The organism is Paenibacillus silvae, assembly GCF_014639235.1.
Lineage (GTDB): Bacteria > Bacillota > Bacilli > Paenibacillales > Paenibacillaceae > Paenibacillus > Paenibacillus silvae.
The window spans coordinates 1,049,246-1,073,864 of record NZ_BMFU01000001.1; the positions used below are offsets into that span (position 1 = coordinate 1,049,246).

Here is a 24,619-nt window from a genome sequence, read left to right on the forward strand (position 1 = left end):
TGCAGGCTCTCGTTCCTGGCTTCTATTCAAATTCAAGATAAAGCCAGCATAGCGTTCATATCTTCTTCTGCTGTCGTAATCAGCTTCAATCCGAACAGATCAACGAGCACATCCAGAACACCTTGTGAGATAAACTCGGGCGGCTTCGGCCCGATTCGGATATCCTGAATGCCAAGACTGAACAGGCCAAGCAGGATGGCAACCGCCTTTTGCTCAAACCAGGACAACACAATGCTGACAGGCAGCTCATTCACGGTGCAGCCAAATGCATCAGCCAGGGCCATTGCAATTTTCACCGTTGAACCCGAGTTGTTACATTGCCCCAGATCAATGTACCGTGGAATTCCAGTATTGCCCACCGTACCATAATCCACATCATTGAAACGGAATTTGCCGCAAGACGTGGTGAGGATTACGGTATCATTTGGCAGCGATGTCGCGAGCTCCCGATAATAATTGCCCCCCTTGCCCGGTGCGTCACAGCCTGCAATGACAAAGAAACGGCGAATGTGTCCGTCTTTGACCGCTTGAATAATCTCTGGCGCAAGTCCGATCACCGTCTCGTGATGGTATCCTGTCGTTAACACTTGCTCTGATTGTACATTCGCTGCTGGCAAGGCCAATGCCCGTTCAATCAGAGGCGAGAAGTCCTCTCCCGTAATCTTGGCTACACCTTCAAGGCCAGCTACTTCATAAGAGAAAAAGCGGTCCGCATAGGTACCTTTGATCGGCATCACACAGTTGGTTGTTGCCAGAATGGCACCCGGAAATTCCTCAAACAGTCTGCGCTGATCGTACCAGGCTTTACCGATGTTTCCTTTGAGATGAGCATATTTCTTCAACGCGGGGTAACCGTGCGCTGGCAGCATTTCTGAGTGAGTGTAGATGTTGATGCCTTTGCCTTCAGTCTGACGCAGCAGTTCCTCCAGCGCATACAAATTATGACCGGTCACCACGATACACTGCCCTTCAATCCGGTTCTGACTGACAGTGATCGGCTGCGGAATACCAAATCGCTCGGTATGCGCCCGGTCCAGTACATCCATAATTCGAATGGCAGCATTGCCCACCTTCATCGCCATCTCCAGATGCTCCTGCTGATTAAAATTGGAGTTTGTGAGCGTCATATACAAGGCCTCATGTGTGATTCGATCCACCTCGGGATCGGAATAGCCCAGCTGGCGTGCAGGTGTGGCATACGCTGCAATGCCTTTCAGCGCAAAGATCATCGTATCCTGCAAGCTGGCAATCGTTTCATTTTTACCACATACTCCGATCACTTTACATCCACCGCTCGGCGTCTGCTCACATTGATAACAAAACATAAATATCCCTCCATACCTGGTTTAAACGCTCTTCGTTATACAATCAGCGTACCAGACATGGGCAGGCTCAAGTGTGATGGTGCACACAGTTTTATAGTAGAACCGTGATCAGAAGCAGAAAAACAGCCACAGTAACCCGAAATTTATTGTCCATTGTACGTTATCCCCCTGCATTAAAATAAATTGGATGTCGTGATCGGCTAATCGAGCTTCGCTTAACGTTATTTGCTGTTCCATATGCATACATTTCCTACTATGTTTCGCCAAAAAAAATATGACATTATTGCCATATAAGCAATTGAAGTGTAAAATAAACTATTGCTTTGTGGCGATTTCATATGCCCGAACACAACTGAAATTCATTTTAATCATGATTACCCTATATACAGACAGGAATGGTTACGTGAAAGATAAAATTGTAATGCCGCTCTGGACCTGCTGCTTGTTTATCGTGGTGATGAACACCACCATGTTTAATGTGTCGCTGCCGGTTATTATTCGCGATCTGAAGATCACATCCGACCTGGGATCCTGGGTTATCTCCAGTTATTCCATCGGATATGCTCTGTCTACCGTGATCTACAGCCGTCTGTCCGACCGTTTTCCAATCCGCAGGCTGGTGACGGTAGGTTTACTGATCCTCGGCTGCTCATCCTTGCTGGGTTTGTTCGCACACAACTTTGCCTTGCTGCTCACAACGCGTATTTTGCAATCAGCGGGTGCAGGTGTGATGGCCGGGCTCGGACTGGTCATTGCAAGCCGGTACATCCCGATTGAGCGACGCGGTGCCGCACTGGCGCTTATCTCATCAGGCAGTGCAATGGCTTTTGGACTTGGCCCCATTGTGGGCGGACTGATCAGTGAGTATTGGGGCTGGAACGGGCTGTTTGCCATTACTGTACTGGTGCTGCTTGCCCTGCCAGTATTGCTTTATTTTCTGCCGCGAGAACCCGTCAACCGTGAACATCCTTTCGACCTGACTGGTGCCATGCTCACCATAATCAATGCAACCACCCTGCTGGTGGCGATTACACAGCGCTCATGGATATGGCTGGTGGTAGGCGTCGTTTCTCTGGGGGCACATATGCTGTATATTCGCAAGGCAAGTCTTCCTTTTGTGAATCCGCATGTCTTTCGAACACGAGGCTTCACCCGCCTTATTCTCATTGGCTTCTGTGTGCTGGTCGTTAATCTCGGCAACCTGTTTCTCATGCCGTTAGTGCTTGCTGATCTGTATCATCGTTCTGCCCTTTCAATTGGCTTGCTGATCGCTCCAGGCGCGCTCATATCCGCCTTCTGCACTCGTTATGTCGGTCGCTGGATTGACCGTTATGGCAATATGCGTTTTATGCTGATCGGACAAAGCCTGCTCGCTGCAGTGCTCCTGTTGTTTATGCTTGGACTTGACCAGTCGGCCCTGGTCATCACCGGCGGTTATGTATTCTTCTCTCCAGCACTGTCGGCATCTATGGCCTCCCTGAACAACGAAGCCTCACGAATACTGCCCAAGCATCAGATCGGTTCAGGCATGGGACTGCTACAGCTGATTCAGTTCTTCGGCGGTTCGGTATCGGTTGCTGTGTGTGGAATACTACTGCATGGCATACCCGGCGTCTCGGTAGAACAAGCCTACCATGTGGTATACGGCTGCCTTTTATTCATATGTGCCGTTTCGCTTGCACTCACCTTATGGCACAGCAAAGCTGCTTCCCATGCCCGGCGAGAGGTTCATTCCGCATCCTCTGCACGTTAATACTCATGAAATATACTGCCAAAGGCTCGCATCTGTTTGCGAGCCTTTGGTCTATGTTAATTCAAGCGTTATTCCAGCGAGGACCTGGGCTGGAGAAGCGCAGCAAAGGCCCCGAAATGCGCAGCAATAAGCTGTACATTTTCCTCCATCAACTGCTGTGCTTCTTCACTCGTCTCCGCTTCACTTTCGGCGTCCTCTCGCACCATGGCCATCTCATGCTCCATCAAGAGCACAGAGGGTCTCTCTTCGTTCTGTCGAAAATCCAGCAAATAATTGTTGCCACTGCTTACACTCCACGCGATCGGAATAATCCGCTGCGGATCAGGATTAACTTCATCCACCAGCTTAGCATTTTTGGCAATAAACTGACTATCCAGCACATGAAAACGAATATCCCAATCCTCCACCTCCGTACCCTGCATCAGATCAAAAGAAGCACCATCATGAAGACGTATAAATTCCAGATAATCCTGTGGAAAAATAATACCGTAATGCTGCTGAATACGAGTCACCGTTGCATCTACATCATTCATGTCAATCCAATCCTCCTTCGGGCCACCAGAATAGATCATTACCTTGTGTTCGCTCGATCTTCCTACTCCACGGACTCCGTCTTCATGTCACTTGGCTTCCAGCACAGTTTTCCAGGCTTCAGCGATAGGAATCGGCGCTTTGCTGCTGCTCTCTCCGCCGCCTTCCTTCGTCCACAGCGGGGGATAATAGGCAAACACCTGGCCCGCTCCCAGCTGTGCCGTATCCTCCTGCCAGCCTTTCCAGCGAAACGTTTCGTAAAACAGCTGCAAATCTCCCTCGGCCAGCCAGGTCATAAACTCCGAATAGGACAGGTCTGTCGCTTCCCATTCAAGCGCATCAGGAGCAAAATAATAAATCTGGCCCGTGCCGCCATACTTGCCGGTGTCCAGCGCAAAGAAGCCACCTGCCACATCGTAAGCAACAACCATCATACCCGCGAGCGGTTGTATCTCAGGCTCATCACTCAAGCCATTCCAGCGGGTCAAGCTGCCATGTCCATGTTCATCGCCTGCACCCAGCAGCGTAATCCAGCCATGATCTACCACGATGCCCTGCGTCTCATATGCCACCGCTCCCAGATAGGAGCGTGTGCTCACCTGCAGCCTGCACAGCGCATCCTCTCCCAGCTCGAGCTGTGCAGAGACGTAGTTATATGTATTTTCTCCCTGATCGAGAAGCTCCTTGAGCTCCTGCCAGGCATGATTCTCGCGGTCAATCCATTCGTTAGCAGATAACCTGTTCATTTTTTGCAAACACCTCTCCCGTGTCCATAATTTTTCTAAAGCATAACATGGCTTATTCTGCCATTCAAATCTGGGGGCTAGCAAATTATAGCCTCTCGCATCTGGTATAATTAGCTTCCAGACCATTATTGAAGGAGGTGTCCCTTTGTTTCGTTCAGTCCTGCTCTTCTCCGCTCTACTCCTGACGATAGTGACTACCAGCTGTTCGGATCAGGGCCATCCCCTCTCCGCTACACAGCCAATGACTTCAGATACAATGACGGCAGAGAGAGCATCCAATCACCAGATGATCTACTATATTTCACCACAGGGAGACGATAACAATCCCGGCACAATCCGCTCTCCATGGAAAACCATTCAGTACGCGGCAGATCATGCAGCCCCGGGCAGCACCATCTATCTGCGTCAGGGTGTATACGCTCAGAAAGTCAAAATAACCCGTAGCGGACTTTCCGCGGGCAAGCCTACCCTTCTCACCAGCTATCCAGGGGAGAAAGCCATTCTCGATGGCAAAGGTCTTCCGGTTCGCGGTGTGGAAGGCATGATTGAGCTGGAGCATGTAAGCCATGTGACGATTCAAAATATAGAGATTCGCAACTTCTCCACAACCCTTAGAGGACAGGTTCCTGTTGGCATTTACGTCCATGGAGCAGGGGAGAACGTACAGCTTCTCGGCAACAAAATACACGGGATCGCCAGCCGGGCCACACCCAAAGGGGCTAACCTTCAGGGCAGAGATGCCCACGGCATTGCGATCTATGGCACGGAGCATCCACAGGCCTTGCGCAACATTATTGTTAAAGATAATGAGCTGTATGACCTCGTGTTAGGCTCCAGCGAATCTCTGGCGGTCAATGGCAATGTGGATACATTCGCTATTCTGAACAACAGAATTCATGATAATGACAACATCGGTATTGATCTGATCGGATTCGAGGGCATCTCAGAGGATGATACGTATGATCAGGCCAGAAACGGCATCGTGCGCGGCAATACCATCTATAACATCACATCCAGCCGAAATCCATCTTACGGTCTTCCCCTTCCGAATAACAGCAATGCTGCTGGCGGCATCTATGTTGATGGCGGCAAAGACCATATCATTGACCAGAACAAGGTATATCGTAACGATATCGGCATCGAGATTGCCTCCGAGCACGCCGGACGTTCCACCCGTAACATTACCGTTCGTGACAACCTGATTTATGCCAACCGACTGACAGGTATCGCCATGGGCGGTTATGACAACAATCGGGGAGCAACGATGAACAGCACAATCATATACAATACAATCGCTAACAATGATACGTTAAATGCAGGCAACGGCCAGCTTCTGATCCAGTCTCAAACCAGAAACAACCTCTTCACGCACAACATCGTTGTCGCCGGCTTATCCGGCGTGCTGATCTACAACGAATATACGAGCAACGTGAACAATGTGTTTGACCATAATATTTATTATGTTGAAGGTAAGACAGAAGACGCCCTTTGGGTATGGAAAAATAAAATCTATCCTGATTGGACAGCGTACCAACAAGGATCAGGCAATGATGCACACTCACGCTATGCAGATCCGGCGTTTGTGAACAGCTCGAAGGCAGATTATCGCCTGCGAGACAACTCCCCGGCCAAAGCCTATGGCCATCTGGCCCCCAGGTAATAACCTTTATTTCAGTTTATACAAATATCTGTATTTCAATGGATGAACTGCTGTTTTAATATAGAATAAAATAAGATGATTACTGATATCAGGAGGATAACATGATGCAATCTCTGAATGCGGCTTTAACCCGTTTTGTGGAACAGCAAGATTTATATAATGAAGCCTACGGACTTTTTCAAAATCACGATCTTCGGCCCCGGGTGCTTCCGGTTCAGCCAGAAGTGGACAAGCGTATTTTTCTTTCTCCGGAACTCCAGTACTTCTATAGTCACTACGAGATGGTAGATGCTAAAGCGGAGGGAACACTGAAAATGAAGAGTGCAGCTGTGGAAATTGGCGATGCGGCTCTGCTCTTTTTCGTGGCCCCTGAGCACCTGCATCGTCAACAGCTGGGGTTTCGCTGGACCGGTTTGCAGGAACCTTACGAGGAATCGGCTTCCTGGCCGCCCAATCATGTTGTCATCGCCAATATGAACGATGATCCCGTTATCGTTGACACAGAGGCACCAGATTCTCCTGTATATGCTGCATTTGAGGGTGGAGAAGCAAAAATTGTCGCTCATTCTCTGGCAGACTTTTTTAACGCTCTTGCCATCCTGATCGAAAGTGCACGTACATATGCAGGAGAAGTAAAGGACGAAGAAACCTTTGAGACGAAACCGGAATACCTTTCTGAGGTGCAGCCAAAATTAGAGGCGTTGCTCGGAGAAGAAAACACAAAACACCTTATAGAATATCTATCTTTATGACGAGTATACGTTAATCAGATAGGTATGGTTAGGAGGATCTATCCATGATTTACGTCGCTTTGCTGCGAGGCATAAATGTAGGTGGCAATAGCAAAATCGGGATGAAGCAGCTCAAGGAAACGTTTGAACAGGCCGGGATGCAGAAGGTCGTGACTTACATTAATTCCGGCAATATCATCTTTGCCGATGATCAGGAACGAACCGATGCCCACATGGAAATATCCGAACTTCTGGAACAGGCCATTGCGGCGGATTTCGGCTTGCAGATTAAAGTACTGCTACGAAACCTGGAGGAGATGGCATCTGTCATGCAGGTGCTGCCTTCCGATTGGACAAACGATGATCAGGCCAAAAGTGATGTGCTCTTTTTGTGGGATGAAATTGACAATGTCGATATTCTGGAGAAGCTGCCGCTTAAGCCGGGGATCGGAGCGCTCATTTATACGCCTGGAGCACTCCTGTATTCGGTCAGCCGAGATGAAGCCTCCAGAAGTGGCATGAATAAGCTGGTGGGGTCCAAAATGTATTCCTATATGACCATCAGAAATGTCAATACGACACGTAAAATCTATGATCTTATGCAGGCAGCAGCAGAAAAGTAATCGCATACCGCGACACTGGTGTTAAATTTCCTGTTAAGGAAGGGTTCCTGACGTTTAAAAATGCATGACAAAGACAAAGGGCTTAACATTCTTGTTAGAATGCCAAGCCCTTTTACAAATTTTCACTCTTATCTATGCTTTCCAGTTAAATCTTCGGATTTGCACCCTCTATCTTAGAAAATCCTGAGCTTTTGATTCACGCATCGTGCACCGCTCTCTGAATCCGCATATCCTCGCTTTACAGCATGCTGTAGAGCTTTATCTTCATCAATCAATCTGAATGCGTCTGCGTGACTGCTCATCGCCCGGACGTTTCGGAATGTCCAGCTTCAGCACACCATTTTCCAGCCGTGCCTTGATATTATCCTCGTCAATATGATCGACATAGAAGCGGCGCACAAACTCCCCGGCACGACGCTCCTGCCGAATCATTCGGCCCTCGTCATCCTTCTGCTCGACCATTTCGTTGCGTTTGGCGCGAATGATGAGCTCATTGCCCTGTACCTGAATGTCGATGTCTTCCTTGGCCATGCCCGGAAGCTCGGCTTCAACGAGATATCTGCTATCTTCCTCTCGAATGTCGGTACGGAAAGGCTGCATACCCGTTCCAAATGAAGAGAAGAATGAGGTGTCAACCATGTCATGGAAGGATTTCAGCATCTGTCCGAACGGGTCATCATTTCTTCTGCGAAATGGAATCAGATCAAACATGAACATCATCTCCTTTAATGTGGTTGGGTTTAATTGTTGCTTACATCTATTATTGTATTCATGACACTGCAAAGGTTCAAAGTCGATGTACAGCGATATAAAGCGATGATTCGCCGTCTTGGTTAATTAGATAAAAATAGATCGTTTTTTCATTTAATTTGACCATTTTTGACCTTCTGACTTTATCTGACCAATTCCAGATACGTTACCGTATCTCACTGCACATGAATCTCCTGTCCAGATGCCTCTACTTGCCTTTTGCCTGCTCCCCTAAACTGTAATATGGCTAATAAGAAAGCTACAACTACCGCGGCAAAACCTGCCCAGTTCAATGTCATAACAGAAGCACGGCTAATCACAAGTCCGCCTAGACCCGAACCCAACGCAAAGCCAAATTGAATAAATGACGTATTCACACTCAGTGCAATATCCGGGCTGCGAGGTGCCAGCGTAACCAGATATAATTGCTGGGCAGGAGAGATACTCCACGTCGCCAACATAAATATCATCAAAACGAGAATCAGCAAGATCAGATGTGTACCCGTCACCGCAAATAAAAGAAGAGTTACTCCTTGCAGCACCAGCCCTAGGAGAATAGTGAATTTCGAGCCTTTGGCATCAGCCAATTGTCCACCCAGTTTGGAACCGATAAAGCTGCATATGCCTGCCAGAAACAAGATCAAGCTAATTTCGGTCATGGAAAGGGAAGAACTCGTTTGCAGAAAAGGCGTAATATACGTGAACAAGGTTGCGTATCCACCCACATATAACAGGGTCATCATCAACGCAATCAAAACTGCTTTATTTTTAAGCATCGAGAGCTGCATGCCAATCGTAACCTTCTCTTGCTCCCGAATGGATGGAACCTTCCGATAAATAATAAGCAACGGAACAATACTCAGGATACCGATCACAACAAACAGCATTCTCCAGCCAAACATCTCACTGAAAAATGTGCCGATGGGCACACCAAGCACAAGCGAGCTGCTTAGACCCATCAGAATAATTCCGATCGCATTGCCCCTCTTCTCCTGCTGAACAAGCCTTGTCGCTGCAGCCATGGCCACAACGGTTGTCATGCCTCCGCTTGCTCCCTGAATGATCCTTATCCAGAGCATCGCTTCATAGGAGAGATCAAATATCATGATGCCATTGCTCATAATAAAAATCCCAAAAGTCAGCAGCAGCAGTTTCCTGCGGTCGACATTAATGGTTGCAGCAATCAGTATCGGTGCAGCGATAGCTGCTGCAAGAGCAAATACAGTGACGAGCATGCCCGCTTCCGCCGTGGATACGCCGAGCTCTGCAGCCATCATCTCAATGATTCCCGTAATAATGTATTCAATCGTGCCGATCAGAAACACAGCAAGTGCCAGAATATAAATCGTGCCTTTATTGTTCAACCGTTCTCACTCCATCTTCTATATGTTTTCCATTCATTTCCCCTCGTTACGTTCATATAATAGGGATCTGAATTTCAATGTACTGTGCATCCTCTTCAGGGGATAAAGGCAAGTATAATTCTCTGCCAGGCTCGTTCTCCTTGATCTGATAATTGTTTTTCTCGATCCATCGCGCCAGATGTACACAAGCGGCCACATCAAAATTCGAATGTGAATGAAACGCCATGGAAGCAACCATCGGTTCAGCCGGCAGACTTCTCAGCTGAAACGGCTCGGGAATAAAAGCTGGTTCGCCTGTTAAGTAGTAGCCTATTTCATACTCGAACTCGTCCTCTTTTCCATGCACATCTCGCCATAAAACAACCTGTGGACCTTGAATCCATTGACGTATGTCTTTGGTCAGCAAGGATTCCAGGTGGCACAGCAGCTCTGGAATGCGCTCTTCTCCACCGCTTGCATTATAGAACAAGAACGTTTGAGCTGCCTCGGTCTTGATTCGAATCTCCTGGCCTGTCTCCCATTGCCGGTCCTGCTCCATAAGCTGGAGGCGCTCCTCAATACGAGCAAGCCTCGCTTGCTCCAGGTCAATCATGTGCTGAATCTCACTTCTTTTCAGCCTCAACATGCCCTGAATCTGCTGATGTGATATGTCTTCCTGAAGCAGCTGCGCGATCTGCGGCAGCGTAAATCCCAGTTCCTTGTAGATCAGAATGCGATTCAATTCAAGCAATTGATCTGCTGCATAGTATCGGTATCCCGTCTCATGATCAACCTTACGCGGTTTGAGGATACCGATCTGGTCATAATAGCGCAGCGTTTTCAGAGAGAGCTTGCTGAGCTTTGCAAACATACTGATTTTGAACAAGATATCATCTCCAATCCATAAAGCTTAATGTGAGTATACAGTCTCCCGTGCAGGGGAAAGTCAAGAGTTGTTAGATTAAAAGAGAAGCAAAAAAGGACAGGAGCAACGTTCTCCTGTCCTTCATTCTCATTTTAAGCTAATGGGTGTTATTTTTCACTACTCCCAGAAGAAACGACCTGCAAACACTTTCTCGGTCAACAGTTTATAGGTATCTTCAGGCAGTTCCTTTTTCATCTTCGCCATCACGGCTTCCTTGCCCTGATTATATTGAGAGGACATACCGATCTCGGCTGTAGTGTTATTGGCATCCAGACGCATGATCGGTGCCTTCGCATCTCTTGTCCACGGTGTCCATGCCGCAAGTGTCGCCTTGCCGCCCGTGCCCGGATTGCCAGTATATAAGAACTGCTTCAGGTAAGCTGCCATCGCAGCAGACAACTGCTCACGTCCAGGCTTGTTCTCATCACTGAAGTAACCTTGCGGGAAATAAGCTGCGATTCCATCCGCATGCCCAGTATAGAAGTCCATGTCTGCACCATGCGGAGCACCAAGCAGTGTCAGCAGACGTTCCGAGATGACTCCCGGCTGTGTGCCCCATGCAAAACGATATGCATACACGGGCGGCTGACCTGCTGCGCTGGTCAGTTTCTCCGCTACACGCTCCGCATTAAAGCCTGCGTACGCTTCGCTGCCATATTGGAGTGCTGCTGCATACTGTTCTGCTTTTGTCTGATCCGTAAACAGCGTTCCATCATTGATGGATGGTGCAAAGTTCGGATCACCGAAAGCAAATCCCGAGAATTCCGTTTCCAGGCTGCCTAGCAGCACAGGAACTTTAGCATAGTTGCCATCGTTAATCGCATCAAAGCCTTCTTTTGGAATCACTGTACCATCCCGGAACAGATGCGGGAATGGCTGCATGCGGATGGCGGTTGCGCCAAATGCAGTAACCAGTTTGTCCGCAGGAAGTGCGCGCAAATATGCTTCGAGCTGTGCCGGTGTCTGCTTGGCGATCCATGCTTTGGCTTCGTCAGCATTCGCAGCTTTGCCATCCTGCACGAGAATTTTCACCATTGCATCCTCGGATTTTTGCTCCCCTTCTTCAGGTGTGGCAGTGGTCAAGCCGCCACTGAAAGCAATGGCTTTCTGATACAACCCTTTGCTCAGCGGAGAGATCAGTGTGGCCAGCACATCACGCGCTCCGGCTGATTGTCCGGCAAGGGTAATATTTCCTTTGTCTCCACCAAAACCTTCAATATTATCCTGAACCCACGTTAATGCACGGAAGGCATCCAGCAGACCGTAGTTGCCGGAATCGTCAAGCGCATTGCCTGTTTTTAGCGCAGCATTCTGGAAGAAGCCAAGGGCTCCTAGGCGATAGTTTACCGAGATGATGATGCTGTTGGTATTCCGGGCAAGCTGTTCCCCCTGAAAATCCTTGCCTGATCCTGTCATGTTACCGCCGCCGTGCAGGAAAACCATAACGGGCAGTTTTGTACTGCTTGTGTTTGGACGCCAGATGTTCAAATATAGAGAATCTTCACTGCCTGCTGTACTTTTACCGGAGATTTGCAAGCTGTTAGCCGCAAAATCCTTCGCCTCTCTCGTACCCGTCCAAGCCTTCGGCTCCTGTGGTGCCTTCCAGCGCAGCTCGCCGACAGGAGGTGCAGCGTATGGAACGCCCAGCCAGCCAAGTGTACCGAATTGCTCATACGTTTTACCATCAATGGCACCGTACTTGGTTTGCTGTAGTGTCTGAGGTTTGAACGCTCCATTCTGTGCATGCTTCGACAAGAGCTGCTCCAGCGTTCCTGTGCCGTTTTTGAGCTGGGCTTGCAGTGCCTGTGCAGTCGCTTCTGCCATCAGGCGATTGGTTAGTGGCGATTTTTCTTTACCTTGAAGGGATTGGATACCCTGGCTTGCTGCAAACGCAGAAGCTTCTCCCGATTTGTAATCTGCATCTGTTTCATAACCAAGAACCTTGAGCAGCAGCACCGCATATTCTTCTGCCGTCAGCGGAGCGTTAGGATCAAAATATTCTGTATCCGCTTCCAGCCCAGCCAGGTAAGGATGCTGCTTCAGGTAACCAACGACCGGTTCAAGCACTTTACCTGCTTGCGCAGCATCTTCATATGTTGCTGTGCCCTGATAAGCGAGTGCTTCTTTTTCCAATCCCGACAAACGCAAGTAAAGCACAGCAGCCTGAATACGAGTCGCTTTTTTATTCAAATAGGCTGCATTTACCCCCTGGCCGTTACCTTGGATAAGCTTTGCTTGAATCAGCTTCTCCATCGCCGGGGATATCGCTGGACTTGTATTACCTGCTGCATATGCCGGAAAACCCGACACACACAAGCTTAGAATCGCTGCTATTGCAATAGAACGCTTCATTTTTTTCATTGGTTCATTCTCCTCGCTGTCTAATCGTGTATGATTCAAAGAACTGCATTGGCACCGTTATACTCTTCGCACAGTATGCCAATGTTTGGAGTTTTCTATTTCTCTATAACAGCCTACGAAAATATGACCCTCCTTCCGGTTAAAAATGTACGAGCCGCTGCACTTCCGGGCATGACCTCAGGCGATTTAGAATATAAAAAAACCTGAATCAAAGGCAATCAGACCGCGTTAAAACATGGTCTTCCGCCCTTAATTCAGGTTTTGCCTGCAATTTCGTAACAACCCTGAGCATGATGAGGTTTTGAACTGGAACAGGTCTTGCCCTGAATTCGGTTACAATCCTGTCATTATCGTGATATTAACACACAATGAAAGCGTTAGCAATATCTTTTCGCACTGAAATTCAGGTGCGTCAATGTTACTCCTGCAGTTTTTTAACTTGCTCGATCAAGCTGTCCAGACCCTTATCGGCCAGATATGGACCGTAGTTCCAATAGTTGCGAGAGACGTTGATAATTCGATTATTTTTAATTGCAGGTATGCTCTGATATACAGGCTCCTCAAACAGCTCCATCATCTGATCCATCTCATCGTCTTCCATCTGGGTAAAGAAATAATCTGCTGGTTTGTCAGCCAGCTTTTCCAGAGAGAGCACTGTTCCACCATCCGAGTATTGTTTGTACTGCTCGGGCATCGAAAAGCCGAAATCTTCGTAGATCAGCTTGCCCAGGGTACCGCCCTCACCGCCGAGCAAAACCTCTTTATTATAGATAACAAATGACATCGCTGTTGTTCCCGGCTGAATATTAATGTTTAACTCACTGCGAATACTCTTCAATTTATCTTCAAACGTCGTAATCCACTGTTCTGCTTCTTGCTTGCGATCCATAATATCACCCATCGTTCTGAGCGTATTCACTACATCCGGGTCTCCGCCCCAGGCAACCGTTATCGTCGGGGCAATCTTCTCGTAGGTCCCTACGATTTCCTTGCTGGTATAATCGGGCACGATGATCAGATCCGGCTCCAGGCTTGATATCATCTCAACATTGCCATTGCCTGACCCAATATCAGGTACACCGGCCATTTCTTCTGGATAGAGCTCCAGTGTCTCCGTATTGACTCCAGCCGGTTTCATACCCAGCGGCAACAGATATCCACCATATGTAATGACTACAGGTTTGGAAGGCTTCGCCGGAATCTCAACCTGACGATTAGAAGCATCTGTATACGTGCGAACCGATTGCTGAGCTGGCTCTGTACCCGATGCAGACGGGGAATCGGCACCCGCCCCGCATGCTGCAAGCAGCAAAGACAAACTAAACAGTAAACTGACAGCCATTGAAGGCTTAAAACCAAAATTCAAATCGTTCACACTCCATCTGTCGTATTGATAATGATTATCGTTATTATCAATATAACGACGCATGTTTCCGTCAGCAATGAACGATTCCGACCTCTTGTTCGTACGATTTGAACCTTTGAGCCGATGACTGTGCATTTTATATTGTGCCGGAGTCTCTCCTGTCGTTCGTTTAAATATGCGGCTGAAGTAATACAGATCCTTGTAACCTACGCTCTCGGCTACCTCACGAATCTGAGCGTCCGTCTCGGCCAGCAGGGTTTGAGCTCGTTTGATCCGTGTCTGAACAATATAATCCATCGGACTGCAGCCATACTTTCGTTTGAATACTCGTGCCAGATAATGCGTGCTGTAATGGAAATGAGCAGCCATATTCTCCATTGCGATCGAATGGGTATAGTGCTCCTGGATATAGGCCTCAATCTGCTCCGCCAGTTCAAGTGATTCACCTTGATGCTGACGCGCCATCTCCCATTGCCGGAATTGTTCATGCACCAACTGATAGAACAGCCCCATGACCTGTAATCGGTCCAGTTCCCTGCTGCTGTTCCAGGAATCTGCCATTTTATCTAAAATAGCAAGAAGCGTCATTGGGTAAGTGACCGCAAAGTAATATGAAGCAGGTGGTTGAGAGACATCCGTTTCCATCCGACTCGCGTCATCACTGGCATCTTTACTCACATTGGAACTAACAATAGGAACCGGTTGAGGTTTATATAAGATCAGATCATATTCCGCTGGTTGCTGCCGCAAACAACGAATAAAGAGCGTCATGCCTTTGTCACCATGTAAAATAAGGGGCTGCACCGAGGTGAACCTCTGTGTGCCAAACTGAATGTCGACCTCCCCTTTATGAATAATCACAAAAGCTCGGGCAGGGAAAACATAGGGCTGTAGCTCTTGTCCTGGCTGGAGCACAATATGGCGAATATCCATAAGCTTCACCTGATGTGTGTTCCACCATCGAATGGCTTCTGACCATTCATTCATCCTTTATCACCTCAAAACAATCATTGAACTATATTTCCGCATGTCTGATTTAATCCTTAACATACAAGAGTGCCCATCATTTTGTCCAGTTTGTATGCATGTCAAGAAATATATGTCAAGACTTATATGTCAATCCTTGTATTTAATCGTAATTTTTACATTTAATTAACCCAATCCCATCTCTCCTTTAGCAATTGTTGTATACACTGGGTTCTGGATACTACACTATACATATCTATTAGGAGGATGTTCATGTTAAATCGCTTCAGTACCCGGGCAGCCAAAATGATGCTCGCGGTGACCACCATTGTTACAGCTACGCTGGGAGGCAGTAATGCAGCCTCGGCTGTGGAAGACAGTACGTCAACGACTTCGGGTTCACCAATTAAAAATGTTATCATTCTGATTCCTGACGGTATGGCAAATGACGCTACCGCCCTGGCTCGTTGGTATAAGGGCTCATCCCTGACCATAGATTCCATGGCAAGCGGTATGGTGCGTACACATTCCGCAGATGCGCCGATTGCCGACTCGGCCCCTGCAGGAACAGCCTTTGCAACAGGTCACAAATCTCACACCGGTTATGTCGGTGTATTACCTGATAAAGCGACTATGCCTGGGCAAAAGGCCATTGCTGTCGGTGATGAGAAGAAACCGGTTGCTTCCGTGCTGGAGGCTTCCAGACTTGCAGGCAAATCAACTGGGATTGTAGCTACATCTGAAATTATGCACGCTACCCCAGCGGACTTCTCTGCGCACTATCCGGATCGTAAAAACTATGATGCACTCAGCAAGCAGCAGGTGTTCAATGGCATGGACGTTGTATTGGGCGGCGGCAGCAAATATCTGGAGCCAGCAGGACGCAAAGACGGTGACAACCTTGTCGCCTCCATCAAAGCGCTCGGCTACGATTATGTAACTACACCTGCGGCGATGAAGGCCTCAACGTCAAACAAGCTGTGGGGCATGTTTGCTCCAGCAGGGCTGTCCTACAATATGGACCGTGATCCTGCCAAACAGCCAAGTCTTGCGCAGATGACCTCCAAAGCCATTGACGTGCTCTCCAAAAATGAAAAAGGCTTCTTTCTGATGGTTGAAGGCAGCAAAGTGGACTGGGCCGCACATGCCAATGACCCGATTGGCATTATCAGTGACGTGCTTGCTTTTGATGATGCCGTCAAGGTTGCCATGGATTTTGCCAAAGCCGACGGACAAACCGCTGTTGTTGCTGTTTCCGACCATCAGAACGGCGGCCTCACGATTGGCAATGCTGCGACTACAGGCACGTATGATAAGGAGCCGCTGTCCACGTTTATCGGACCTCTGAAAAAAGCAAAGCTGACAGGTGAGGGCGTGGAAGCCAAATTGAATGCCAAACGCACCAACATCAAAGCGGTGATAAAGCAATACTACGGCATTTCGGACCTGACTTCAGAAGAAATCGCTGCGATCAAAGCCGCTGAACCGGGCAGCCTCAACTATGTTGTCGGCCCGATGATCAGCAAACGAGCAGACATCGGCTGGACAACCGGGGGACACACAGGCGGAGACGTTGTGCTATATACTTATGCACCTAACAATGATCGCCCGTTCGGGGTTATTGATAACACAGATGTAGCGAAATACATGGCCCGTGTACTCGATCTCAATCTGGACAATGTGAGCAAGCAGCTGTTCGTACCAGCGAAGCAGGCATTTACAGCGAAAGGTGCAGCGTACAAGCTCGATCTTACGGATGTTAAAAATCCCAAAATTATCGTTACAAAAGGTAGCACCAAGCTTGAATTGCAAATCTACAAAAACGTGGCACTTGTAAACGGCAAGAAGACAGCGCTTGAAGGTGTTATTGTGTACAACGGTGTCGATGCTTTTGTGCCGCAAGGCGCTGTGGATCTGATCCAATAGAACAAGCTGGCTCGTTATTTTCCAATCCAAAAAAGCTGCAGAGATCATCTCGCAGCTTTTTTGACGTATACCTGAGGTTCAATTCACTTATGTTACGCTTATATTTACTTGAAGAATGTCACAATGCCATACTGAGAAGTATTCTTCCAGCTGTCATTGGTCAGGTCATTCCATTTCGCTGTGCTTTTGTTATTGTTCCCCTGATTATCGTTAACCTGAAGCTCGAAGCCTATTACATCCCCTGCCTTAGGCGTAAGAGATTGCAGCCTTATCTTCGCCTCCACCTGATATCCCTTCGCCGTTTTCTTCACAGCACTTTGGAGACGTCCTGGAGAAGCACTGCCTGCAAAAGTAGCCACATTATCTGCACTAATTCGGAACTGCGCATCATCATACTGGTAAAAAGGAGTGCGCTGATGATTCTCATCCAGGAAAATCTCAACCGAGTCCTGATCCCACGGATCGGTAGCATTGGTGATAATGTTCGGATCGGTTACATCAATGAACAGATACAGGTCTTGACCGGACCACATTGCACGAGCTTCCGCAAAGGCTCCCCCGCCTGGATTGAGAGGCATCACCTGGAATGGAGCAACTTTATTCCACTTGGCATCCTTCTCACCATCAATCGTGACGGTTCCTTGCAGAGCTTGAGCAGATTTAGGCATATTGGCCAGCTGAATGACGCCGTATTTGCTCGTATCCGAATGCTGAGATAATGTACGATCATTCCAGTACAGCATCTGATGTGCATTCGTTCCACCTGCTCCGGCATCCGTCACCCGCACATCCAGCCCTATTTCACGGGACAGTACCGCTGGTGCATTAGCCCACGGAATGGATACCTCCACCTGATATCCGTTCGTAACCTTTCGCACATGATACGTATGCGGCTGTGCTCCTGTCGCCGTACCTGCACGAGTTATCGTAATATGATGATCATCCGCTTCATACACAGGAGTTTTACCATTATTGAGATCAACAAACAGTTCTACCTTGTCCTGCGGATTTTTCGTTGTGTCCTGCACATCAATTAAAACATACAAATTGTTGTTATCCCACAGCGTTCGGAACGCCGTTACTCCTGCACCCGAATTGCCTTTTAAGGCAGTAGCTACGGCCTTGTTCCAGACCGTATCCTGCTTGGGTGCTTTGATATTTGGTGTTCCGGACAATGTAACGGCTCGATTCGTCAAAACAGGCAGGCTTGATGCATCCGCCAGTCCCCAATAGGCCGGTTTGGATTGCAAAGCCGAGTCAAACAGGAAGGCTTGATTGTTATACGATTTCTCATCCTGCAGTCCCCATAAGGTCACGGAGGAGATCACATCACTATGCTTTTGATACAAGTCGAACAATTCCTTATACCGATAGGCTTGCTTCACGGCCACATCCTGAGGCAGCTTCTCGCCAAAAGGAATACCGCTGTCTACATCCAGCTCGGTAATCTGGATATCCAGTCCGAGCCCGGCGAACAGATTAATCGTTTTCTCAATTTCGGCAATTGGAGGAGATTCCAGGTTATAGTGAGATTGCAGACCTACACCGTCAATCAATCCTTTATCCTTTAACCTTTTCACCAATTGGTACATATGCTCTCTTTTCTCAGGAACCTCTGTAAAATACTCGTTATAATATAATTTCGCATCCGGGTCGGCGGCTCGGGCAAATTCAAACGTTTTCTCAACATAATCCGGACCGATCAGCTCATAGAACGGACTTTTGCGCATCCCGTTGGCATCCCCGTTGCTGTCCGCAATCGCTTCATTCACAACATCCCAGGCATATATTTTGCCTTTATATCGTTTCATGACCGTATCAACATAGTTCTGAATGCGACTGAGAAGCAGGTCTCTGCTTGCGGGATTACCCTGATCATCCTTGAACATCCACTCCGCTGCATCAATATGCCACAGCAAGGCATGTCCACGCAGGCCCATATTATGCTGTTCTGCAAATTGCACATATTCATCTGATGCCTGGAAATCATACACTCCCTTCGAAGGGGATACGAATTTGGGCTTCATCTCATACGTTGCCGTCAAGCTGTTAAAATGTTTGGATAACAATTGACCGTATGCCCCTTCGAGCTGCCAGCGATACACAGCTGCCCCGATGGGGAACTCGTTCTGGTACAAGTCCTGCAAAGAAGCAATATCGGTCTCAATAGCCAGCTCTCCCGCTTCCTCAATCTTCACATCATCCACATAAAAGGATAAGGTATCAACCGCGTCTTCGGAAACATATGGCGTTTCAATAAACAGATTCAATTCCTGCGGATTGTCACTGTATTGAAACGTTGCGGTAATGTTATGCCACTGCTGCCACTCGTCCTTAGGAATAGTCACCTTGTCCAGCATATTCCAGCTCTCTGCCCCGTTTTTCTTGTAGGCTGTGAGTTGAATCGTTTGATCTGCAGCTGGTTTCTCCGTAAGTCTGACATAAACCGATATGTTATACGTTGTATTGGGTTTCAACAGACCTTTCATCGGCAAACTCGGCCCATAATAGGAACGTTCCCGATTCGTAACCAGCATGCTGTATGTACCTTGGTGCGCTGCCTGCTGTGTGACCGTCAGCTTCTCGCTGCCGATGCGAGGAACCCAGCCTTGAAGTGTGCCATCCTCAAAGTCGGCGTTAAACGGACTACCATTCTGTTTGACCGTTGTCGCAGCCCCCGGGTTGAATGCCTGCTCCGTCTGCTGTTCTTGTGCAAATACAGGCTGCTGGACAGGCAGCATGGTCATGATCAGCGTTGCTGCCAGCACGGTTGAACTCCATTTTTTAAACGTATTCATTAAATGCCTCCTCTCGTTTTTTACATTATACTCTATGAAATAACGCTTACATATATATTTTTGTAATTTTTTTCAATATTTTAGCCTACTCTACTTTCTTCGCGTATAATAAACATGAACCGACACCACCCATGCCAAAAAGGAGAGATCCATTATGTTGACCAAACTCAACTGGATTACACTGCGCGTACGTAATCTGGACGCGTCGATTCACTTCTATCACCATCTGCTCGGCATGCTCGTGCAGCGCCGATTCGAAAGCCGCGGGCGGCAGATCGCCATGCTTGGCCTGGGTCTAACCGGCGAAACCTTGCTGGAGCTAATTGAAGGAAGTGAGCAGGTGCTTCAACCTGAAGCCGGCATATCTATAGGATATGAAGTTGCGGACCTTGATATCGCAATGGAGCGCCTGGCGGAAATGCATATCCCCCTGCTGCGCGGACCTGTGCAGCCCAACTCCCGCCTGCGTTTTATTTACATTGCAGACCCGGACGGCTTCGAGGTACAGCTTGCCGAGCATCTGGAATAAGATATACATATGAGCGTACTCACACGGCCGGAGCAGAACAGCGTTGCTTACAGCTTCATGCGCCGCATCAACGGCACACCTATACGATTCAGCAGATGATCCAGCAGTGCCCAGCACCACCGTCTGTGCAGCGGCAGATGGCGGTCATACACGGCGGAATATTCGAAATCCGCTTCCGCGCCGCGATTGCGCTTGAACTGGGCCGCACCCGCACTTTCATGCAGCAGAACACCGTTGTCACGAGCTTGTTCAATGAGACAGGCCGACAACATGCGGTACAAGCCAACGGATTGTGGAATGTCTGTATCATATCCGAACAATGGAGTGGTCATGATGCCATTCCGGCAGAAATAACCCATAACGGCATCGATTCGCCCCTGCTTGCGCAAGCCATAGATCCTTAACGATCCGCTCGCTTTTGCTGCAGCAATGAAACGTTCGCTGAACCGGGGATTGTCGTAGGAATACTTGTCCAGATATAACATGCGGTACAGCTCCACAATCCGCGGAATGTCTGCATCTGTCATTTCAGCGCCGGTTATCAGTTCATAACCATGCTTGTCCAGCAGCGCTTTATCTCGCTTGAGCAGCCACCGCGACTTGGCATTGCCAAAGCCCTTATCACTCGCCTGATACAGATAAATTTGCCTGCTAGGTATGGAACGGCAGCCTGCACCCTGAAGCTCTTTTATAATGTCCGAATGCAGCCGGGCACTCAGGGAACGGAAGATCACGGTATGCCGGGGATATCGCTGTTTGACGGCTTCAAGAATACAAACGGCCTGTTCGCCAGTCATGGCGGGATACAGATTGGTCGATAACAGCCAGTTATTCACATGTACAACCTTGTTGATTTTCGCTTTTTTCATGCCCCGGCCGAGGATACCGAGCAGCATGGAAAGTCCTTTTTCCAGCATCGGCTTCTGGAGCATGATCAGTTCCTGCTTGGCATACGTGACGTAATGAGTATAAGGTGAACAGACATATGCGTTATCATACTCTTCTTCATTAACAGTCACCGGCAGCACAAGCTCATTCATACGGGCAAGAAGCAGCGTCGTATTAACATTCGTCATATATTCAATGGTTCCATGCATCATCATCGGTTCAAGATAAGCCTGGGCGTATTTTGCATCTGCAGTATCGGGCCAGGTCATATCCTGGATTGAATCGCGGTCATAGAAGGTGACCTGTGTATCTATCACTCTTTTTCCCTCCATAGCGGCCTATTCCTGAATCCTTCCTCTGTGTTTCACAAAATCAGCGATCCGCTCACCTGCTTGCAGATTCGCACGATCATAATAATAAACCATACCAAAGTGATAGGTCATCTGTTTTGCAACGATATAGAAGCGCTGATGCTCAAATTCATTTTCCAGACAAAACACGATACCGTTTCGTTCATAGCCATACATCACAGGATGTAGCTGAACAATCTCCTCTTCGGTTGCAAGCCGAATCTGGTCCACGCTGAATATCGTTCCCGGGCATAGAATAAACTCCACCCCCGTAAACGTAATTTCTACATTATGATAATATGTAAAGTCAAAGCTGCCTGCCAGCACCAACTGCTCGCTCTGCCATTGTGAAGGCTCAGTGATATAAAAGTGCTCAATATGGTCTGCCCTTAACTTCTGCTGCAGCTGCTCGACGATTCGGACCTGCTCGTTAAACGATTCATGTGTCATGATCCAATCCACCCTTTCTCCCGGTTAAAAATTCCGCAAGATGTCGATATGTTGGACCGTGCACTCTGCTGTTCACTTCTGCCATGTCCATTTCCAGCCAGTAATCCGCCTCCATCAGTTCAATCATATCCAGCCGGGTTATATGCGCACATTTCGGATGCTTGGCCGCCTCAACCATCGGCTCAGGGCTGTCATCCCAATTAAATTCGCTCACCACAGCATGGATCAGCACTGCCGAATCCAGCGTTTGGACTCGTTCACACGCCTTGACTGAGGACTCCTCATATATAATATCATCTACGATCTGCTGCTCCTCAGCCGTCAGCTTCAAACGAACGGCTCCCGCTGTATCCAGCAGCAGATCAGCAAGATTCAGGTTGTGTTTTCTTGCCAGATTCCAGGCTGTCGCCAAAATGCCGTGAGGGGAATCCACTCTGGCGCCATATTCAAGCAACAGACGTATTGCTTCAGGCTGCTTGAACTTGACTGCTTTTTTCAAAGCGGTATCCCCAAGCTTGTCTTCCGATTCCAGATCGGGTTCAGCCTGAAGCAGGCAGCGAATCCCCTCCAGCGGCATGCGATTGGTCAAAAAAAGCATAAGCGGTGTGCGTCCACGCTCATCCCGTTCATTCAGGTCTAATGCAGATGAAGCGATGACCTCGCTGACATATTCAATATGTTTGGATTTACTGATTTCGGTCCAATTCATGGGTCCTTCCCCTCGTTTCTTCATCTTGTATCTCACTACTCTCACTCTATCGAAAAAGACAAAGCGCTACAAGGGACCTTTGAACGCCAAAAAAAGCCCGCATAGTGCAGCATCTTTGTGCACTCGCGGACTCCTTTCCGGCTCGTCTGGATTGAATTAAACTTGCTCGTTTCCTTTACAAGTATACAAGCTGCAACCTGACTTGTACTCAGGCTGACCTGGATTCCAGACTGACCTTACTGACCTTGGCTGCTGACGTTTTTTCTGGAAGCTTGGCTTCTTTTACCGCGGCTGCGCTGGCTCTCTGATGATCTGATACCAATGCACTTAAATCCACGATCAGCCTCTCCAGCCCTCCAAAGCTCTCCACCATATTCTGTGTCAGATTACGCTGCTCCTCCATGCTCGCCAAAATCTCCTCCGTGGCCGCACTCGACTGCTGCGTCACACTCGAAATTTCGGAAACCTCATTCACTATTCGGGTTGAGGATGTCTTCATCGTTGCCGAGCTTGTCTCGATCTCGGTAGCCTGACCCAGCACATCCTGCGAACCATGATTAATGGACTGGAACACTTCACCCGCGGTCTGTACACTTTCTCTTCCTTGCTGCAAGGACTGGCGAATGTCTTCAAATCGGCTTGTCAATGCCTGTGTTTGTGTTCTCAGACCTGTTAATATCGATGTAATCTCATGGGCAGATTGACCTGAGCTTTCAGCCAGCTTGCGTACTTCCTCCGACACCACAGCAAACCCCCGTCCATGCTCACCTGCGCGTGCTGCTTCGATTGCCGCGTTCAGTGCAAGCAGATTCGTTTGCGTTGCAATATCGGAGATGCTGTTCAGCATCATCGTCATGGATTCACTCTGGTCATTGAACTTCTGCATATCATCAGCGGTTGTATGAATTGCTGTATACAAGTCCCGCATTTGCATATTCAACTCATCCATCTGTTTACTGCCCATTTGTGTACTTGAGGCCATGCTCGCCGAGAGCTCCTTCATCTGCCGGGAATAGGAAGCCACATCTTGAATATGACGATCAGACAAAGTAAGAGACTCTGAAATATCCGCAATGCTTGTGGCCTGAAACTCCACTCCCTTGGCTACCTCGCTGAACCCAAGCGTCACCTCATTGGTGATAGAGCCGGTAGCATCTACCTTTTCCTTGAGCTGTTCCGTATATCCCGAAAGTCCAGCCACCGATTTTTTAACACGTTCCAGCATTTCTTCTACACGCTTCCGCGAGTTCTCTACCTCATCCCATCTCTTCTCACTCTCTTGAAACAACTTCTGATTCAGTGCAGAAACTACGACTAAAATAATCCCCGCCACTGCAAAAAGTGCCACATTCGTGATGTTCTCAATCAACTGCTCCCGAGTAGCTGTAGGTACAATCAACAGTTGCAGAATGCTGTTTGCAAGCAAAACCGAGAACCCGCTAAGAAATATGCGCTTATCCGGATACACCAGCAGTAGAGCTGATATAACTATAGCTATGAGTGAATCCACGGTTCCCCAGCCGGCAAAAATGCCGCATGCGGTGATTAGGGCAACGTTTATCCACGGAATCAGATGGATATGCTTTTTCTTGGCATTGGCATAAGTCAACCAGATCCCATACATAATCACAATTGCATTGGAAGCAAACAACTTGGGATCCGTAAAAGCAAGCGCTATTCCAAATACTACTACAATCCATAACATCATCGTAATCAATTTGTTTCTTTTCCAGATAATTTCATCAATACGACTCATGTGTACCCCGCCTTTTATGTAAGTTCAAACAAATGCAGGCTGCCGGTTTCATAAACATGCAAGCAGACCGCTTAAATATATATCGGCCGGAAATGATACAAATGAATATAGTATTTTAAATAATATTATGTTC

General features: G+C 48.1%; 19 protein-coding genes. 6 read left to right on the plus strand and 13 right to left on the minus strand.

The features are described 5' to 3' along the window. Window positions 1–32 precede the first annotated feature (32 nt). Window positions 33–1,325, minus strand: coding sequence for a hydroxylamine reductase (gene hcp, locus IEW26_RS04780; protein WP_188591448.1), 1,293 nt, complete (start codon window positions 1,323–1,325; stop codon window positions 33–35). Between the two features lie 403 nt (window positions 1,326–1,728). Here hcp and IEW26_RS04785 point away from each other — a divergent pair, with 403 nt between their 5' ends. Beyond that, window positions 1,729–3,078: an MFS transporter gene (locus IEW26_RS04785; RefSeq protein WP_188591449.1), complete on the plus strand. Its 1,350-nt coding sequence runs from the start codon at window positions 1,729–1,731 to the stop codon at window positions 3,076–3,078. A 68-nt stretch (window positions 3,079–3,146) separates the two neighbouring features. Here IEW26_RS04785 and IEW26_RS04790 read toward each other — a convergent pair whose 3' ends face one another. Further along, window positions 3,147–3,611: an SMI1/KNR4 family protein gene (locus IEW26_RS04790; protein WP_188591450.1), complete on the minus strand. Its 465-nt coding sequence runs from the start codon at window positions 3,609–3,611 to the stop codon at window positions 3,147–3,149. Between the two features lie 87 nt (window positions 3,612–3,698). After that, complete coding sequence (locus IEW26_RS04795; RefSeq protein WP_188591451.1) at window positions 3,699–4,355, minus strand: DUF2625 family protein; 657 nt, start codon at window positions 4,353–4,355, stop codon at window positions 3,699–3,701. A 145-nt stretch (window positions 4,356–4,500) separates the two neighbouring features. Here IEW26_RS04795 and IEW26_RS04800 point away from each other — a divergent pair, with 145 nt between their 5' ends. The 3 genes from IEW26_RS04800 (at window position 4,501) to IEW26_RS04810 (ending at window position 7,369) form a co-directional block, all read left to right on the plus strand. After that, window positions 4,501–6,015 (plus strand): right-handed parallel beta-helix repeat-containing protein, encoded by a 1,515-nt coding sequence (locus IEW26_RS04800; protein ID WP_188591452.1) that lies wholly within the window; start codon window positions 4,501–4,503, stop codon window positions 6,013–6,015. A 101-nt stretch (window positions 6,016–6,116) separates the two neighbouring features. Beyond that, window positions 6,117–6,767 carry a type 2 periplasmic-binding domain-containing protein gene (locus IEW26_RS04805; RefSeq protein WP_229729653.1) on the plus strand — a complete coding sequence of 217 codons (651 nt, stop codon included), beginning with the start codon at window positions 6,117–6,119 and terminating at the stop codon, window positions 6,765–6,767. A 44-nt stretch (window positions 6,768–6,811) separates the two neighbouring features. After that, window positions 6,812–7,369: a DUF1697 domain-containing protein gene (locus IEW26_RS04810; protein WP_188591453.1), complete on the plus strand. Its 558-nt coding sequence runs from the start codon at window positions 6,812–6,814 to the stop codon at window positions 7,367–7,369. A gap of 267 nt (window positions 7,370–7,636) precedes the next feature. On the opposite strand, the gene IEW26_RS04815 is transcribed toward IEW26_RS04810, so the two are convergent. The 5 genes from IEW26_RS04815 to IEW26_RS04835 form a co-directional block, all read right to left on the minus strand. Continuing rightward, the gene (locus tag IEW26_RS04815) at window positions 7,637–8,080 is read right to left on the minus strand and encodes an Hsp20/alpha crystallin family protein (protein WP_188591454.1); all 444 of its coding nucleotides are present in this window, start codon (window positions 8,078–8,080) and stop codon (window positions 7,637–7,639) included. Between the two features lie 215 nt (window positions 8,081–8,295). Continuing rightward, the gene (locus tag IEW26_RS04820) at window positions 8,296–9,483 is read right to left on the minus strand and encodes an MFS transporter (protein ID WP_188591455.1); all 1,188 of its coding nucleotides are present in this window, start codon (window positions 9,481–9,483) and stop codon (window positions 8,296–8,298) included. Between the two features lie 52 nt (window positions 9,484–9,535). Further along, a complete protein-coding gene (locus IEW26_RS04825; protein ID WP_188591456.1) occupies window positions 9,536–10,348 on the minus strand; it encodes a MerR family transcriptional regulator in 813 nt (270 codons plus the stop codon). A gap of 156 nt (window positions 10,349–10,504) precedes the next feature. After that, window positions 10,505–12,748 (minus strand): carboxylesterase/lipase family protein, encoded by a 2,244-nt coding sequence (locus tag IEW26_RS04830; RefSeq protein ID WP_188591457.1) that lies wholly within the window; start codon window positions 12,746–12,748, stop codon window positions 10,505–10,507. A 418-nt stretch (window positions 12,749–13,166) separates the two neighbouring features. Further along, on the minus strand, window positions 13,167–15,101 hold the full coding sequence (locus tag IEW26_RS04835) for an AraC family transcriptional regulator (RefSeq protein WP_188591458.1): 1,935 nt from the start codon (window positions 15,099–15,101) through the stop codon (window positions 13,167–13,169). A gap of 252 nt (window positions 15,102–15,353) precedes the next feature. Between IEW26_RS04835 and IEW26_RS04840 the strand changes: the two genes are divergently transcribed. Continuing rightward, entirely contained in the window at window positions 15,354–17,006 is a 1,653-nt protein-coding gene (locus tag IEW26_RS04840) for an alkaline phosphatase (protein ID WP_229729654.1), read from the plus strand. A gap of 104 nt (window positions 17,007–17,110) precedes the next feature. Here IEW26_RS04840 and IEW26_RS04845 read toward each other — a convergent pair whose 3' ends face one another. After that, window positions 17,111–19,804 carry an endo-1,4-beta-xylanase gene (locus IEW26_RS04845; protein WP_188591459.1) on the minus strand — a complete coding sequence of 898 codons (2,694 nt, stop codon included), beginning with the start codon at window positions 19,802–19,804 and terminating at the stop codon, window positions 17,111–17,113. 154 nt (window positions 19,805–19,958) lie between these two features. On the opposite strand from IEW26_RS04845, the gene IEW26_RS04850 reads away from it, so the two are divergent. Continuing rightward, window positions 19,959–20,333 (plus strand): VOC family protein, encoded by a 375-nt coding sequence (locus IEW26_RS04850; RefSeq protein WP_188591460.1) that lies wholly within the window; start codon window positions 19,959–19,961, stop codon window positions 20,331–20,333. A 47-nt stretch (window positions 20,334–20,380) separates the two neighbouring features. On the opposite strand, the gene IEW26_RS04855 is transcribed toward IEW26_RS04850, so the two are convergent. From IEW26_RS04855 to IEW26_RS04870, 4 genes are all read right to left on the minus strand, one after another. Continuing rightward, entirely contained in the window at window positions 20,381–21,538 is a 1,158-nt protein-coding gene (locus tag IEW26_RS04855; RefSeq protein WP_229729655.1) for a GNAT family N-acetyltransferase, read from the minus strand. Between the two features lie 21 nt (window positions 21,539–21,559). Continuing rightward, window positions 21,560–22,021, minus strand: a complete 462-nt coding sequence (locus IEW26_RS04860) for a hypothetical protein (protein ID WP_145406240.1) — start codon at window positions 22,019–22,021, stop codon at window positions 21,560–21,562. Then, on the minus strand, window positions 22,011–22,730 hold the full coding sequence (locus IEW26_RS04865) for a DUF4274 domain-containing protein (RefSeq protein WP_188591462.1): 720 nt from the start codon (window positions 22,728–22,730) through the stop codon (window positions 22,011–22,013). Before IEW26_RS04865 ends, IEW26_RS04860 begins: the two co-directional genes overlap by 11 nt. Before the next feature lie 208 nt (window positions 22,731–22,938). Then, the gene (locus IEW26_RS04870; protein WP_188591463.1) at window positions 22,939–24,486 is read right to left on the minus strand and encodes a methyl-accepting chemotaxis protein; all 1,548 of its coding nucleotides are present in this window, start codon (window positions 24,484–24,486) and stop codon (window positions 22,939–22,941) included. Window positions 24,487–24,619 lie beyond the last annotated feature (133 nt).

What these genes read in the sequence shown, in the direction of transcription:
- hcp (WP_188591448.1), bottom strand. Translation starts at nt 1,325, where the DNA reads ATGTTTTGTTATCAATGTGAGCAGACGCCGAGCGGTGGATGTAAAGTG.
- IEW26_RS04790 (WP_188591450.1), bottom strand. Translation starts at nt 3,611, where the DNA reads ATGAATGATGTAGATGCAACGGTGACTCGTATTCAGCAGCATTACGGT.
- IEW26_RS04795 (WP_188591451.1), bottom strand. Translation starts at nt 4,355, where the DNA reads ATGAACAGGTTATCTGCTAACGAATGGATTGACCGCGAGAATCATGCC.
- IEW26_RS04805 (WP_229729653.1), top strand. Translation starts at nt 6,117, where the DNA reads ATGATGCAATCTCTGAATGCGGCTTTAACCCGTTTTGTGGAACAGCAA.
- IEW26_RS04810 (WP_188591453.1), top strand. Translation starts at nt 6,812, where the DNA reads ATGATTTACGTCGCTTTGCTGCGAGGCATAAATGTAGGTGGCAATAGC.
- IEW26_RS04815 (WP_188591454.1), bottom strand. Translation starts at nt 8,080, where the DNA reads ATGTTTGATCTGATTCCATTTCGCAGAAGAAATGATGACCCGTTCGGA.
- IEW26_RS04830 (WP_188591457.1), bottom strand. Translation starts at nt 12,748, where the DNA reads ATGAAAAAAATGAAGCGTTCTATTGCAATAGCAGCGATTCTAAGCTTG.
- IEW26_RS04835 (WP_188591458.1), bottom strand. Translation starts at nt 15,101, where the DNA reads ATGAATGAATGGTCAGAAGCCATTCGATGGTGGAACACACATCAGGTG.
- IEW26_RS04840 (WP_229729654.1), top strand. Translation starts at nt 15,354, where the DNA reads ATGTTAAATCGCTTCAGTACCCGGGCAGCCAAAATGATGCTCGCGGTG.
- IEW26_RS04845 (WP_188591459.1), bottom strand. Translation starts at nt 19,804, where the DNA reads ATGAATACGTTTAAAAAATGGAGTTCAACCGTGCTGGCAGCAACGCTG.
- IEW26_RS04850 (WP_188591460.1), top strand. Translation starts at nt 19,959, where the DNA reads ATGTTGACCAAACTCAACTGGATTACACTGCGCGTACGTAATCTGGAC.
- IEW26_RS04860 (WP_145406240.1), bottom strand. Translation starts at nt 22,021, where the DNA reads ATGACACATGAATCGTTTAACGAGCAGGTCCGAATCGTCGAGCAGCTG.
- IEW26_RS04865 (WP_188591462.1), bottom strand. Translation starts at nt 22,730, where the DNA reads ATGAATTGGACCGAAATCAGTAAATCCAAACATATTGAATATGTCAGC.
- IEW26_RS04870 (WP_188591463.1), bottom strand. Translation starts at nt 24,486, where the DNA reads ATGAGTCGTATTGATGAAATTATCTGGAAAAGAAACAAATTGATTACG.